This is a genomic window from Mycobacterium sp. G7A2 (genome assembly GCF_041902445.1).
Lineage (GTDB): Bacteria > Actinomycetota > Actinomycetes > Mycobacteriales > Mycobacteriaceae > Mycobacterium.
Map to the genome: position 1 here is coordinate 1780240 of NZ_CP169251.1, position 14093 is coordinate 1794332.

The window sequence follows — 14093 nt, forward strand, 5'->3', positions numbered from 1 at the left end:
TGCGTCAGCTCGCGAGAACCGAAAGCGTCCACACCAGGCTGATCAGCAGAGTCACCGCGCCGACCGCGATGCCCGCGACGGCCAGACCTTGCCCGTCCTGGCCGCGTTGCTTGATCTGGTTGATCGCGACGATGCCGAGCACGATGCCCACGATCGAGCCGATACCGCAGCACACGCCGAGGATCGACGCGACCAGGGACGCGATCGCGAGCTGATTGGTTCCCCGGGACACCGGAGCGCCGTAGCCCAGGTCGGCCGACGGGTAACCACCCGGACCGTAGGGGGGCGGGGGCGGGTAGGACGGCTGACCGTAACCCTGATAGGGCGGCGAGCCGGCGTCGCCGTACGGCGGGGGATATCCGGACGACTGCGGTGGGGTGTAGCCGGAGGGCGGCGGATAGCCGGATGGTGAATAGCCCGGCGGTTGCGAGTAGCCGGAGGGCTCGGAATAGCCCGGTGGCTGCGAATAGCCCGGCGACTGCGAATAGCCCGAAGGCGGCGGGCTGTATGCCGGCGGTGTGTCGTCATCGGCCCGGGGGGCGGGAGACTCCTCGCCAGAGGCCGCTTCATGCCCACTGAACTGCGGTTCAGATCCACCGGCGGGGGGCTCGGAACGCTCGTTTCGGCCTGCGTCGTCGTCCGGATTGGTCATGCTGATCAACCTAGCCTAAGAGTTGCGGGGCGCGGTGCTCGTCGGTTCGGGCACCTTTGCGGCGCGTCAGGCGTTGACAATGCGGACGGTCCCAGCGACCGTCGAAGAGACTGTGGTGACGCCGCTGACGCGAAGGAGTTGCAGGAGATGACCAGCCCGTTCCAACCCGGACAGAATCCCGGTGTGGCCTCGGGCGTCCCCGCTGCCGGACGGGGCCGCCCGGTCGGTCTGCCGACTCCTCCCAAGGGGTGGCCGATCGGCTCGTACCCGACCTACGCCGAGGCGCAACGCGCCGTCGATTACCTGTCCGACCAGCAGTTCCCGGTGCAGCAGGTGACGATCGTCGGCGTCGACCTGATGCAGGTCGAACGAGTGACCGGCAGGTTGTCCTGGCCCAAGGTGCTCGGGGGCGGTGTGCTCACCGGAGCCTGGCTGGGCCTGTTCATCGGCCTGATTCTCGGCTTTTTCAGCCCCAACCCGTGGAGCGCGCTGATCACCGGCTTGATCGCCGGTGTGTTCTTCGGCCTCATCACCTCCGCGATCCCGTATGCGATGGCACGGGGCACAAGAGATTTCAGCTCGACGATGCAGCTGGTCGCCGGACGCTACGACGTGCTCTGCGACCCGCAGAGCGCCGAGCGCGGACGTGATCTGCTGGCGCGCTTGACTCTCTGAATCATCCGCGACAGTGCGTGTCTGCGCACGGCGCGCCGCTGATCCTCGGCAGGTTCCGCACCCTTGTTCGTTCGCCGAACGGGCGTTGCGCTGCGAAGATGTTGCGCAATCAGCGGCGCGCGCTCTACGGTGTGCCCTCGATGGCTGAGATCGTTCTCGATCGGGTGACCAAGACTCATCCCGACGGCGTGGCGGCGGTCAGAGACCTGTCGATCACCATTGCCGACGGCGAGTTCGTCGTCCTGGTGGGACCGTCGGGGTGCGGGAAGTCGACGACGCTGAACATGATCGCCGGCCTGGACGAGATCACCTCCGGAGACCTGCTGATCGACGGCCGCCGGGTCAACGACCTTGCGCCGAAGGACCGCGACATCGCGATGGTGTTCCAGTCGTACGCGCTGTACCCGCATCTGACGGTGCGCCAGAACATCGCCTTCCCGCTGACGTTGACGAAACTCGCGCGCGAGCAGATCAGCGAGAAGGTTGAGCAGACCGCGAAAACCCTTGATCTGGTTGATCTTCTGGACCGCAAGCCCGACCAGTTGTCGGGTGGGCAGCGGCAACGGGTGGCGATGGGGCGCGCGATCGTGCGCAGCCCCAAGGCGTTTCTGATGGACGAGCCGCTGTCGAATCTGGATGCCAAATTGCGGGTGCAGATGCGTTCGGAGATCGCCCGCCTCCAGAAGCGGCTCGGCACGACCACGGTCTTCGTCACCCACGACCAGACCGAGGCCATGATGTTGGGTGACCGGCTCGTGGTGATGTCAGCCGGTGCGGTGCAGCAGATCGGTACGCCCGATGAGCTGTATCGGGATCCGCTCAATCTGTTCGTCGCGGGTTTCATCGGCTCGCCCCCGATGAACTTCTTCCCCGCCGCGGCGACCGGCCTCGGGGTGCGGTTGCCCTTCGGTGAGGTTCCGCTCACGGGCGAATCCTACGAGCGGATCCGCGATCACCGGTCGGCCAACGATCTCGTCGCCGGGGTGCGCCCCGAGCATCTGCAGGATGCCGACGTCATCGACGCCTACGCCAGGATCAACGCGCTGTGCTTCGACGTGACGGTCGAGATGGTCGAGTCACTCGGCGCCGACAAGTACGCGTACTTCACCACCGACGGGCCTGCCGTGCAGGCGGCCCAGCTGACCGAGGCGGCCGATTCCGCGCTCGCGTCTTTGGCCTCTGGCTCCGCCGGCAACGAGTTCGTCGCCCGGGTTCCGGCGCAGTCCGCCGCTCGGGCCGGCGACACGATGCGACTGGCGCTGGACCCCGCTGCGGTCATGGTTTTCGATCCCCGGACCGGGGCGAACCTCACCCGGGCGGCGGGTCCGCGATGACGGACGTCCTCGGCGAGGTCCGCACCCACCTGACCGAGCATTTCGCTCGCGTCGGGGCGCTCGCCGAACCCGACGAGGCCAGTGTCACGTTCCTCGGCACCGAACGTTTCGGCATCCTCCGGTTCGCGCTCCCCGATGACGGCGCGGCACAGTATGTTTCGCTGGGTTGCGCCAGGCAGCCGATGGTGGATCCCGCCGAGTTGATCACCGATCCGGTGCGCGGCCCGCGCGCCGAGGTGGTCGTCGCGCTGCGGGGGCCGGTGCCGGTCGGGTTGGCGCGTTCCATCGCGGTGCTGGCAGCCGCTCCCGCGGTCGAGGGGCTCATCTTGGAACCCGATTCGCTGATCGATCTCGAGACGCCGTTGTGGCAGGGCGCCCCGTTCACGGCATTTCTTCTGGGGCGCAGCACGATCGACGACGTCGTGCTGCCGGAACCTCTTTCGCCGGTGGTGATCCTGTCGGCGATTCCGATCACTCAGACAGAGGCGGCGTGGGTGCGGCTCAAAGGTGCGGACGCGATGCGGGAGGCGTGGGTGCAGGACGGGGTCGATACGGCGGACCCGCGGCGGCGGGCCGCCAGTCCGGCGTGAGCGGCGGGCCGCCAGTCCGGCGTGAGCGGCGGGCCGCCAGTCCGGCGTGAGCGGCGGGCCGCCAGTCCGGCGTGAGCGGCGGGCCGCCAGTCCGGCGTGAGCGGCTACAGCCAGTCGTTGTGCCGGAAGGTCCGGTACAGCAGCAGGCATGTCACCGCCATCACCACCAGCACCGTCGGGTAGGCATAGGCCCAGTCGAGCCCGGGCATGTTCTCGAAGTTCATCCCGTAGATCCCCGCAAGGGCCGTCGGCGCGGCAGCGATGGCGACCCACGCCGAGATCTTTCGCATGTCCACGTTCTGTTGCATTGCGACCTTGCCTGTCGCGGCTTCCACCAGTGAACTGAGCAGTTCGTCGTAGCTGGCGATGCGTTCGGACGCCTTGATGGTGTGGTCGAGTACGTCGCGCATGTAGCGGCGGATCTCGACGTCGACCAGATCGTCATGCTCGCCGCTGATGCGCTGCAGTTCGGTGGCCAGCGGAGCGACTGCGCGACGTAACTCCACCACTTCACGCTTGAGCTGATAGATGCTCTCGATGTCGGTCTTCGCCTGGGTGGAGAAGATCTCCTCTTCCATCGCGTCGATGTCGGTCTCGATCAGGTCGGTGACGTCGAGGTAGGAGTCGACGATGTGGTCGGCAATGGTGTGCATCACCGCATACGGCCCGAGCTCGAGGGACGCGGGAGCTGCCTCCAGGCGCCTGCGCACTGCGGCCAGGTCGGAATGCTCGCCGTGACCGACCGTGACGACGAAGTCCGCTCCGACGAAGATCATGATCTCGCCGGTTTCGACGATCTCGCGCGAGCCGCCCGCCGGATCGTCTTTCACATATTTCATGGTCTTGAGGACCAGGAACAGCATGGTGTCGTACCGCTCCAGCTTGGGCCGCTGGTGTGCGTGGACCGCGTCCTCGACAGCCAGGTGGTGCAGACCGAACACGTCCGCGATCGACTGCATCTGACCCTCGTCGGGTTCGTGCAGTGCGACCCAGACGAACGCTTTTCCGCTGCCGGTCTCGACCTCGCGCACCTGCTGCAGTGCGGCGGCGGGGGCGAATTCACCGGACAACCGGGAGCCGTCCTCGTAGACGGCGCAGTCGCTGATGGCCGCCGACACCGGGGCGGATTCGTCCTGGCCGGCGCTGCGTGCCCGGCCGCCTGGACGGACGAGGGACGGTGTGTGCGGACGGAATGACGGCACGTGGTGTCTCCATTCGATGCCGTCCACCCTGGTGGGACGGCGCTGATAGCGCGGACCTCGGTGGCCGTGGCGTGATCACCGAGGGGGAACCTATCGATGTGAGATTCCGAGGTCGGTTACCCTGACGGCCGTGGCTGATAACGTCGTCACCGCGCGCGAAGGCTCGCCGCAGGTGCGCACACCCCAGGTTGTCATCGAGGACAGCGAGATCTTTGCAGCGCACGAGGGTGGCAAGCTCTCGGTGGCTCTGAAGTCTCCTCTGGACACCCAGCGCGCGCTGTCGATCGCGTACACGCCGGGTGTGGCCCAGGTCAGTCGCGCGATCGCGGCCGACAAGACACTGGCCGCCAAGTACACCTGGGCCAATCGCCTGGTCGCGGTGGTCAGCGACGGAAGCGCGGTGCTGGGTCTCGGCGACATCGGCGCGGCCGCCTCACTGCCGGTCATGGAGGGCAAGAGCGCGCTGTTCAAGGAGTTCGGTGGCTTGGACTCCATTCCGATCGTGCTGGACACCAAGGATCCCGACGAGATCGTCGAAACGCTGATCCGGCTGCGTCCCACGTTCGGCGCGGTCAACCTCGAAGACATCTCGGCGCCACGCTGCTTCGAGATCGAGCGGCGGGTGATCGAGGCGCTGGACTGCCCGGTGATGCACGACGATCAGCACGGCACGGCGATTGTGGTGCTCGGTGCGTTGCAGGGCGCGTGCAAGGTGCTCGACCGCGACATGCACGAGCTGAGGGTGGTGATCTCCGGCGCCGGCGCGGCAGGTGTGGCCTGCGCGAACATTCTGCTGGCCAAGGGCATCACCGATGTCACGGTGTTGGATTCCAAGGGAATCGTCCACACCGGTCGCTCGGATCTGAACACGTTCAAGGCCGAGCTCGCCGAGCGCACGAACCCCGGTGGTCGCACGGGTGGGATCGCCGAAGCCGTCGACGGTGCCGACATGTTCCTGGGGCTGTCGGCGGGCGTCGTCCCCGAGGAGATCATCGCGACGATGGCGCCCGGCGGCATCGTGTTCGCGCTGTCCAATCCTGATCCGGAGATCCACCCGGATGCGGCGCGCAAGCATGCCGCGGTGGTCGCGACCGGTCGCAGCGACTTCCCGAACCAGATCAACAACGTGCTGGCCTTCCCCGGCGTGTTCCGCGGGGCGCTGGACGCCGGAGCCCGCCGCATCACCGAACGGATGAAGGTCGCCGCCGCGGATGCGATCTTCTCGGTGGTCGGTGACGAGCTCGCTGTCGACCACATCGTGCCCAGCGCGCTGGATCCCCGGGTGGGTCCGGCGGTGGCGGCTGCGGTCGCCGCTGCGTCCGAGGAGTCGGCGGGCTGATCCGCACCCGGAGTGCCCGGCTGAGGCTGGTCCTGGCATTGCTCGTCGCGATGCTGGCGGTGGGATGCGCAGGGCAGGCGCCGCCTCCCTCGATCCCCGTGGGGGCGTCGTCGGATCCGGAGTCGCAGGTGCTGGCCCATCTGTACGTCGCCGCGCTGCGCTTCTACGGCAACCCGGCCCACGTGCAGGAAGCGCAGGATCCGTTGCGCGGGCTGGATTCGGGGGACATCACGGTGGCGCCGGTCTTCACCGGCAGACTGCTGCACCGGCTCGACCCCCAGTCGCCGGCGCGCTCAGAGGTGCAGGTCTACCGGACCCTGCTGTCGTCACTTCCCGAGGGGATCGCCGCCGGCGACTACACGATCTCGGCGCAGGACGAGCCCGCGCTGGCGGTCACCGAGCAGGCGGCCGAGACGTGGGCCGGCGACGACGTGTCCGACGTGCTGCCGCGTTGCCCGGATCTCACTGTCGGCGCGGTGGACGGCCAGTCGGTTCCGCAGATGCTGGGCACGTGTCGACTGTCCGACCCGCGCGAATTCCCCGACGATGCAGCGATGTTCGCTGCGCTGCAGGCCGGCGACGTCGACGCGGCGTGGACGACCACTGCCGCGCCGGATGTCCCCGAGGACGTCGCGGTGCTCGCCGACACCACGTCGCTGGTGCGGGCCGAGAACGTCGTCCCGCTGTACCGGCGCAACGAGCTGACCGAATCCCAGGTGCTGGCGCTCAACGAAATCGCGGGTGTGCTGGACACCGGCTCACTGGCCGACATGCGCCGTCAAGTGGCCGAGGGCGCCGACCCGGGGCTGGTCGCGGGCCGGTGGCTCGACGAGCATCCGTTGGGCGTCGGCAACTGACGTCAGCGCGACGGGCCGACCAGCCGCGAAACCACCTTGGGGAACAGCGACTGGTAGTGCGGTCCGAAAGCGCGGATGACGATCTCGAACATCTTGGCGTCTCGGCCGATCAGGATTCGGGCCTTGTTCTTGCGGACGCCGTCGAGGATCACCTCGGCAGCCTTCTCCGGGGTGGTGCTGGCCAGCTTGGCGTCGAAGGCCTTCGCGAGTTCGCCGGGGTCGAGGCCTTCGGCCGCGGTGGCGTTGCGGGCGATCGCGGTCTTGATGCCGCCCGGATGGACGCAGCTGACCTTGACCGGATGCCCGGCCAGCGCCATCTCTTGGCGCAGCGCCTCGGTGAAGCCACGCACCGCGAACTTCGCGGAGTTGTAGGCGGCCTGGCCCGGGACGGCGAACAGGCCGAACACGCTGGAGACGTTGACCACGTGGCCGTCGCCGGAGGAGATCAGGTGCGGCAGGAACGCCTTGGTGCCGTTGACCACGCCCCAGTAGTCGACGTCCATGACCCGCTCGATGTCCTTGAACTGGCTGACCTCGATGTCACCGGTGAAGGCGATGCCGGCGTTGTTGTAGATCTGGTTGACCTTGCCGAAGTGCTCGGCGACGGCGTCGGCGTAGAGCAGGAACGCTTCGCGTTCGGTGACGTCGAGCCGGTCGCACTTGACGTGTACGCCGATGTCATTGAGGCGCTTCTCGGTGACGGCCAGGCCCTCGGTGTCGACGTCGCTGATGGCGACGTGGGCGCCGGAGCGCCCCAGTTCGATGGCCAGGGCCTGGCCGATACCCGACCCGGCACCGGTGACGACAGCGACCTTTCCCGCGAAGCCTTCCATGGACACTCCCTCGTGCTGCTCGTTGTTGTACGCGTGTTGAGTGCCGCCCAGTTTAGCCGGTACCGCGGGTACCGGCGAAGCCCGGGTGGGTCGCGGCGTAATGCCGTGGGCCGTGCCGGCGACATCAACGGTATGACGTGCTTCAAGCTCGCGGTCGCCGCCTCCGTGCTGGCGGCGACCGCCCTCACGGCGACGGTCTCGGCGCCTGCCGCGCAGGCCGACACCGGTGCGGACGTGTTCCTGGCGATGCTGGGCGACTACGGGCTGGGTGGCATCGACCCGGCCACCGCGGTGCGGGTCGGGGAGGCGGTGTGCCCGATGCTGGTCGAGCCGGGGCAGAACATGGCCAACGTGGCCTCCGACGTTGCCGATGCGCTGGGCCGACCGCTGGGGCCGGCGACGATGTTCACCGGTCTGGCGATCCAGATCTTCTGCCCCCGCGCCGTGACCGCGCTGACCGACGGGCGCCCGTTCTCGTTCCTGGGCTGAGCGATCGGGTCAGGCTTCTGGTTCCAAGCTGCTACCGGTGGCCGTGTTGCGCTTGACCACGTGCAGTTTGGCGGCGATCCGGGTCAAGGCCTGCTTGTCGGACGTGGTGAGTCGGTCGAGCACCAGTTCGCGAACAGAGTTCACATGGATCGGTGCGGCATCGACCACGATGCGGTGGCCGGCGCCGGTGAGTTCGGCGATCGTGTAGCGGCCGTCGGCGGGGTCCGGCGAGCGGACGACCCACCCGCGTTGCTCGAAACGCTTGACCACATTCGACAGCCGCGATAACGAGCCGTTGGCCAGGAACGCCAACTCGCTCATGCGGATACGACGGTCGGGGGCTTCCGAGAGGTGGCTCAACGTCAGGTACTCGAACAGCGTGAGGTCGACCTCCCGCAGCGGCGCTTCGAGCTTTCCGGGCAGAAGCAGGATCATCGAGATCAGGCTGGTCCAAGCGTCCTTCTCCTGGGGGCTGAGCCATCGCGGTTCGTCGGTGCCTGGCATTGCGCCTCCTGTCCGTCGCCGGGAGATGAGTTTACACGTGAAGTCATACGGGGTATTTTCACTTCATGGATGAAGTGAAGTCAGTTGACGATGTCGAGTTCTTCGTGACGCCGGGGTACGGCGAGATGTTGCGCAGGGAGCGGCATTACAGCCAGGCGGTGCGAGTGGGGGACCGGGTCGAGATCTCCGGACAGGGCGGTTGGGACGACGAGTTGAATTTTCCGGATTCGCTGGAAGACGAGATCGCGCGGGCCTTCGAGAACGTCGAGCGGACGCTGGCCACCGCCGGTGCCTCCTGGCGCGACGTGATCCACCTGAATTCGTATCACCTGGCCAGCGGGTCGGACCCGATCTTCGACGCGCACAACGACGCCATGATCGCCCAGATGCGCAAGTGGATGCCTGACCACGCACCGATATGGACCGAGACCGGTGTCGCCGCGCTCGCCGCGCCGGGCATGCGCGTGGAGATCCGGGTCACCGCGATCCTCGGAGCGAGGCCCTAGCCGAGCCGCGCCCTGACCAGAAAGTCACCATGCGGATGGGTCGCGGCTGGCCACCCCGGCCGCGACCGCGCGGTCGCGGCGCGTCGGCGTGCAGACGCGCGCCCTTCCGGGGAAAGGCCCTCGCCAGGAACGGCCTTCGCAGGGAAAGGCCTCGGGTCAGCCGAACGCTTCGTCGATCAGCTCCTGCTGCTCGACGGCGTGCACCTTCGACGAACCTGACGACGGCGCCGACATCGCGCGCCGAGAGATGCGCGTGATGCCGGTCAGCTTGTCCGGCAGCACCTCGGGGAGCGTGAGCCCCATCGTCGGCCACGCACCCTGGTTGGCCGGCTCTTCCTGCACCCAGAAGAACTGCTTCGCGTTGGGGTAGTGGTCCAGTGTCTCGGCCAGTCGCCGCTTGGGCAGCGGCGCCAGCTGCTCGAGCCGCACGATCGCCACGTCGTCGCGCTTGTCCTTGTTCTTCCGGTTGGCCAGCTCGTAGTACAACTTGCCGCTGGTCAGCAGGATGCGCGTGACCTTCGAGCGGTCGCCGTCACCCTCCTCGTAGGTGGGTTCCTCCATCACCGAGCGGAACTTGGCCTCGGTGAACTCCTTCAGGTCGGAAACCGCGGCCTTGTTGCGCAGCATCGACTTCGGGGTGAACACGATCAGCGGGCGGTGGATGCCGTCGAGACCGTGGCGGCGCAGCAGGTGGAAGTAGTTCGCCGGCGTGGAGGGCATCGCGATTGTCATCGATCCCTCGGCCCACAGCAGCAGGAACCGCTCGATGCGACCCGAGGTGTGGTCGGGGCCCTGGCCCTCGTGGCCGTGCGGCAGCAGCAGCACCACGTCGGAGAGCTGCCCCCACTTGGCTTCACCGGAGCTGATGAACTCGTCGATGATCGACTGCGCGCCGTTGACGAAGTCGCCGAACTGGGCTTCCCACAGCACCATCGCGTCGGGATTGCCGACCGAGTAGCCGTATTCGAAGCCCACCGCGGCGAACTCCGAGAGCGCCGAGTCGTAGACCATGAACTTGCCGCCGGTCGGGTTGCCGTCGGAGTCGACAGTCAGCAGATCCAGCGGCGTGAACTCCTTGCCCGTCTTGCGATCGATGATCACCGAGTGGCGCTGGGTGAAGGTGCCGCGCCGGGTGTCCTGACCGGTCAGCCGGATGGTCCGGCCCTCGGCGAGGAAGGAGCCCAGGGCCAGCAGCTCGGCGAAGGCCCAGTCGACCTTGCCTTCGTAGGCCATCTCGCGGCGCTTCTCGAGCACCGGCTTGACGCGGGGATGGATGCTGAACTCCTCGCCGGCGGCCAGGTGCGCGTCACCGATGCGTTGCAGCAGCGCCTTCTCCACCGCGGTGGTCATTCCGGCGGGCACCATCTGGTCGGACTCCACCGACGAGCTCGGCTCGATCTCGTGCTTCTCGAGCTCGCGGACTTCGTTGAAGACGCGTTCGAGCTGGCCCTGGTAGTCGCGCAGCGCGTCCTCGGCCTCTTTCATCGAGATGTCGCCGCGGCCGATCAGGGCTTCGGTGTAGGTCTTGCGGACACCGCGCTTGGTGTCGATGACGTCGTACATGTTGGGCTGGGTCATCGACGGGTCGTCGCCCTCGTTGTGACCGCGGCGGCGGTAGCACAGCATGTCGATGACGACGTCCTTCTTGAACTTCTGCCGGAAGTCCACCGCCAGCTTGGCCACCCACACGCACGCTTCGGGGTCGTCGCCGTTGACGTGGAAGATCGGTGCGCCGATCATCTTCGCCACGTCGGTGCAGTACTCCGAGGACCGTGAGTCGTACGGCGAGGTGGTGAAGCCGATCTGGTTGTTGACGATGATGTGGATCGTCCCGCCGGTGCGGTAGCCGCGCAGCAGCGCCAGGTTCAGCGTCTCGGCGACCACGCCCTGTCCGGCGAACGCCGCGTCGCCGTGCAGCATCATCGGCACGACGGTGAACTGGTTCGAGCCGTTGGGCTCTTCCCCGACGTCCATCATGTCCTGCTTGGCGCGCACGATGCCTTCGAGCACGGGGTCGACCGCCTCGAGGTGGCTGGGGTTGGCCACCAGCGACACCGCGATGTCGTTGTCACCGAACATCTGGATGTAGGTTCCGGTGGCACCGAGGTGGTACTTGACGTCGCCGGAGCCGTGGGCCTGCGACGGGTTCAAGTTGCCCTCGAACTCGGTGAAGATCTGGCTGTACGGTTTGCCGACGATGTTGGCGAGCACGTTGAGCCGGCCGCGGTGCGGCATGCCGATGACGACCTCGTCGAGGCCGTGCTCGGCGCACTGGTCGATCGCCGCGTCCATCATCGGGATGACGGTCTCGGCGCCCTCCAGGGAGAACCGCTTCTGACCGACGTACTTGGTCTGCAGGAACGTCTCGAACGCCTCGGCGGCGTTGAGCTTGCTCAGGATGTACTTCTGCTCGGCGACCGTCGGTTTCTCGTGCTTGACCTCGATGCGCTCCTCGAGCCACTTCTGCTGTTCGGGCTCGAGGATGTGGGTGTACTCCACCCCGACGTGGCGGCAGTACGCGTCGCGCAGCAGGCCCAGGACGTCGCGCAGCTTCTTCTGCTGTTGCCCGGCGAAGCCGTTGACCTTGAACTCCCGGTCCAGGTCCCACAGCGTCAGGCCGTGGGTGTTGACGTCGAGGTCGGGGTGGCTGCGGAAGCGGGTGTTGTCCAGTCGCAACGGGTCGATGTCGGCCATGAGATGACCGCGGTTGCGGTAGGCCGCGATCAACTCGATGACGCGGGCGCTCTTGTCCTCGATGGGATCCGGGTTGTCGATGCGCCAACGCACCGGCTCGTAGGGGATGCCCAGCTCGCGGAAGATCTCGTCGTAGAAGTCGTCGTCGAGCAGCAGCTTGTGGATCGTGCGCAGGAAGTCACCCGATTCCGCGCCCTGGATGATGCGGTGGTCGTAGGTCGAGGTCAGCGTCATCAATTTGCCGACGCCGACCTCATTGATCCGGTGCTCGCTGGCGCCCTGGAACTCGGCCGGGTACTCCATCGCGCCGGCGCCGATGATCGCGCCCTGGCCCTGCATCAGCCGTGGCACCGAGTGGACGGTGCCGATGGTGCCCGGGTTGGTCAGCGAGATCGTCACCCCGGAGAAGTCCTCAGCGGTGAGCTTGCCGTCGCGGGCCCGGCGCACGATGTCCTCGTAAGCCGCGATGAACTGGCCGAACGTCATCGTCTCGCAGTTCTTGATCGCGGCCACGACCAGGGCCCGCTGACCGCCCTTGCCCGGCAGGTCGATGGCCAGCCCGAGATTGGTGTGTGCCGGTGTGACGGCGTTGGGCTTGCCGTCGACCTCGGCGAAGTGCCGGTTCATGTTCGGGAACTGCTTGACGGCCTGCACGATCGCGTACCCCAGCAGGTGGGTGAACGAGATCTTGCCGCCGCGGGTCCGCTTGAGGTGGTTGTTGATGACGATGCGGTTGTCGATCATCGCCTTGGCCGGGATGGCGCGCACGCTCGTCGCGGTCGGCACCTCCAGCGAGGCGGACATGTTCTTGGCGACCGCCGCGGCCGCGCCCCGCAGCACCTGGTTCTCGTCCTCGTCGGCTGCGGGCCGGCTCTTCGCCGGCTCAGCCTTGGCAGACGCTGCGTTGTCCTGCTTGGCCGCGGGCTTGGTCTTGGCGTCGGACTTGCTCTCGGACTTGCTCTCGCTCTTCGGCTTGGCCTCGGACTTGGACTTCGTCTCGGCTGTGGAGGTGGACTTCGACTCGTCCTTCCTGCTGTCCGGCTTCGCTGCGGGCTTCGACGCAGACGACGACGTGCCGTTGCTTCCTGCGGACTTGGGGGCCGGCGCCGGCGCGGGTTCGGGAGGAGCGGTCGGCGCCGAGTTCCCTTGTGTCGCGGGCTTGCCGTTGCCGGGGGCGGCATCGGTGGGTTCGGGGGAGTAGTCGACGAGAAACTCGTGCCAGCTGGCATCGACCGATGAGGGATCCTCACGGAACTTGCGGTACATCTCTTCGACCAACCACTCGTTCTGACCGAATGGTGAAGGTGAACTCACGGCTGCTATTCGCCTCAATTCTTCGCTTCTGGCCAGCGCCCCGCAGCGGCCGGCCACCCCTTGTCAACCCGGTGTGCGGTTGTCCCGCGTCTCCGCCGTAACAAGGCTAGCGCTTCTGCCTCCGGCCGGACCACGCAACGTCCTTATGGTCATTGTGGTCGGCGCTGGGTCGGCGCCGAGCGGCTGAACTGATGCCGTCGAGCGGGTGAACGAGCGCTGCAGGCGGTCGCTCAGGGGCGCGGTGCGGGCAGCAGATGCAGCGTCGACGGCCAGCGTGCCGGCGGGGTGCCGAACGCCGAGTGGGCGTTGGCGATGATCTTCTTGGCCATCAGCCGGTTGCCCACGCCGCCGACCACGGCGCCCACCCCGACGGGCAGCAGCTTCCCGAATGCCATGGCCCCGCGTTTGAGCGTGTAGCGCTTGACGAAGTAGCGCAGCAGCCGCGAGTTCAACTGCGACAGCGCGGGCAGCGGCAAGGTGGCCGCGCCGTCGGACACCCATGCACCGCTGGTGCGGCCGGAGCCGATCAGGTCGGCAACGGCGCGCTTGCTGTCTTCGCCCACCAGGACAGCCAGCACCAGCGCACGTCGCCGCTCCCGGTGGTCGACCGGGATGCCGTGGACTTCAGCGACGGCGAGCACGTACACCGCAGTCGCCTCCAGGAAGACGACGGTTTCGCCGGCGACCGCTGACATCGCCACCAAGGTGCCGATGCCGGGGAACGCGGCAGCAGAACCGACCGCGGCCCCGCTGGCCATGACCGCTGCGCGGTAGTGCTTGTCGAGTCTGGTGACGATGTCCGCGGGAGTGGCACTCGGATCGGCGGCGCGCAGCCTGGCCACATACGCCTTGACGGCCGGCGCCTGCACTCGCGCGCCGCGCTCCAGGATCTGCGAGAGGACCTTGGCCGCCGCGCCGGGGTCGTCCTGATCGATCGCGGGTGACTGACTCTTGGCGCGTGACCGGGCGCTCATCGGCAGGCCCCTTCCCTTCGGCGCGATATCACCAGGTTAACGGCACTCGGGTTGGTCCCTGTCACCTGAACCGCTACAGGTGAAACGATCGGCACAGCAAAGCCGGTGCCCGAACGTGACCGCGGTCACT

The 14093-nt window shown here is 67.3% G+C and carries 13 protein-coding genes; 7 read left to right on the forward strand and 6 right to left on the reverse strand.

All coding sequences use genetic code 11. The features are described 5' to 3' along the window. Positions 1-4 precede the first annotated feature (4 nt). Positions 5-652: a DUF4190 domain-containing protein gene (locus ACEWX3_RS08755; protein WP_207066934.1), complete on the reverse strand. Its 648-nt coding sequence runs from the start codon at positions 650-652 to the stop codon at positions 5-7. A 147-nt stretch (positions 653-799) separates the two neighbouring features. On the opposite strand from ACEWX3_RS08755, the gene ACEWX3_RS08760 reads away from it, so the two are divergent. The 3 genes from ACEWX3_RS08760 (at position 800) to ACEWX3_RS08770 (ending at position 3251) form a co-directional block, all read left to right on the forward strand. Beyond that, positions 800-1327 carry a general stress protein gene (locus ACEWX3_RS08760; protein WP_207066933.1) on the forward strand — a complete coding sequence of 176 codons (528 nt, stop codon included), beginning with the start codon at positions 800-802 and terminating at the stop codon, positions 1325-1327. A gap of 140 nt (positions 1328-1467) precedes the next feature. Continuing rightward, positions 1468-2661, forward strand: coding sequence for a sn-glycerol-3-phosphate ABC transporter ATP-binding protein UgpC (locus ACEWX3_RS08765; protein WP_207066932.1), 1194 nt, complete (start codon positions 1468-1470; stop codon positions 2659-2661). After that, the gene (locus ACEWX3_RS08770) at positions 2658-3251 is read left to right on the forward strand and encodes a suppressor of fused domain protein (RefSeq protein ID WP_374159198.1); all 594 of its coding nucleotides are present in this window, start codon (positions 2658-2660) and stop codon (positions 3249-3251) included. Before ACEWX3_RS08765 ends, ACEWX3_RS08770 begins: the two co-directional genes overlap by 4 nt. Positions 3252-3355: 104 nt before the next feature. Here ACEWX3_RS08770 and corA read toward each other — a convergent pair whose 3' ends face one another. Then, positions 3356-4453, reverse strand: coding sequence for a magnesium/cobalt transporter CorA (gene corA / locus ACEWX3_RS08775; protein WP_374159199.1), 1098 nt, complete (start codon positions 4451-4453; stop codon positions 3356-3358). A 130-nt stretch (positions 4454-4583) separates the two neighbouring features. Between corA and ACEWX3_RS08780 the strand changes: the two genes are divergently transcribed. Next, entirely contained in the window at positions 4584-5792 is a 1209-nt protein-coding gene (locus ACEWX3_RS08780; protein WP_374159200.1) for an NADP-dependent malic enzyme, read from the forward strand. A gap of 50 nt (positions 5793-5842) precedes the next feature. Then, positions 5843-6649 (forward strand): glycine betaine ABC transporter substrate-binding protein, encoded by an 807-nt coding sequence (locus ACEWX3_RS08785; RefSeq protein WP_374159812.1) that lies wholly within the window; start codon positions 5843-5845, stop codon positions 6647-6649. A 2-nt stretch (positions 6650-6651) separates the two neighbouring features. Here ACEWX3_RS08785 and ACEWX3_RS08790 read toward each other — a convergent pair whose 3' ends face one another. Next, positions 6652-7482, reverse strand: coding sequence for an SDR family oxidoreductase (locus ACEWX3_RS08790; RefSeq protein WP_207066929.1), 831 nt, complete (start codon positions 7480-7482; stop codon positions 6652-6654). Between the two features lie 132 nt (positions 7483-7614). Here ACEWX3_RS08790 and ACEWX3_RS08795 point away from each other — a divergent pair, with 132 nt between their 5' ends. Next, entirely contained in the window at positions 7615-7971 is a 357-nt protein-coding gene (locus tag ACEWX3_RS08795) for a DUF732 domain-containing protein (RefSeq protein WP_221362404.1), read from the forward strand. A 9-nt stretch (positions 7972-7980) separates the two neighbouring features. On the opposite strand, the gene ACEWX3_RS08800 is transcribed toward ACEWX3_RS08795, so the two are convergent. Then, positions 7981-8475 carry a MarR family winged helix-turn-helix transcriptional regulator gene (locus ACEWX3_RS08800; RefSeq protein WP_374159201.1) on the reverse strand — a complete coding sequence of 165 codons (495 nt, stop codon included), beginning with the start codon at positions 8473-8475 and terminating at the stop codon, positions 7981-7983. A 65-nt stretch (positions 8476-8540) separates the two neighbouring features. Here ACEWX3_RS08800 and ACEWX3_RS08805 point away from each other — a divergent pair, with 65 nt between their 5' ends. Then, entirely contained in the window at positions 8541-8981 is a 441-nt protein-coding gene (locus ACEWX3_RS08805) for a RidA family protein (RefSeq protein ID WP_374159202.1), read from the forward strand. A 156-nt stretch (positions 8982-9137) separates the two neighbouring features. Here ACEWX3_RS08805 and ACEWX3_RS08810 read toward each other — a convergent pair whose 3' ends face one another. Together ACEWX3_RS08810 and ACEWX3_RS08815 are read right to left on the reverse strand one after the other, a co-directional pair. Beyond that, complete coding sequence (locus ACEWX3_RS08810) at positions 9138-12941, reverse strand: multifunctional oxoglutarate decarboxylase/oxoglutarate dehydrogenase thiamine pyrophosphate-binding subunit/dihydrolipoyllysine-residue succinyltransferase subunit (protein ID WP_374159813.1); 3804 nt, start codon at positions 12939-12941, stop codon at positions 9138-9140. 278 nt (positions 12942-13219) lie between these two features. Further along, on the reverse strand, positions 13220-13963 hold the full coding sequence (locus tag ACEWX3_RS08815) for a hypothetical protein (RefSeq protein ID WP_207066925.1): 744 nt from the start codon (positions 13961-13963) through the stop codon (positions 13220-13222). Positions 13964-14093: the final 130 nt, after the last annotated feature.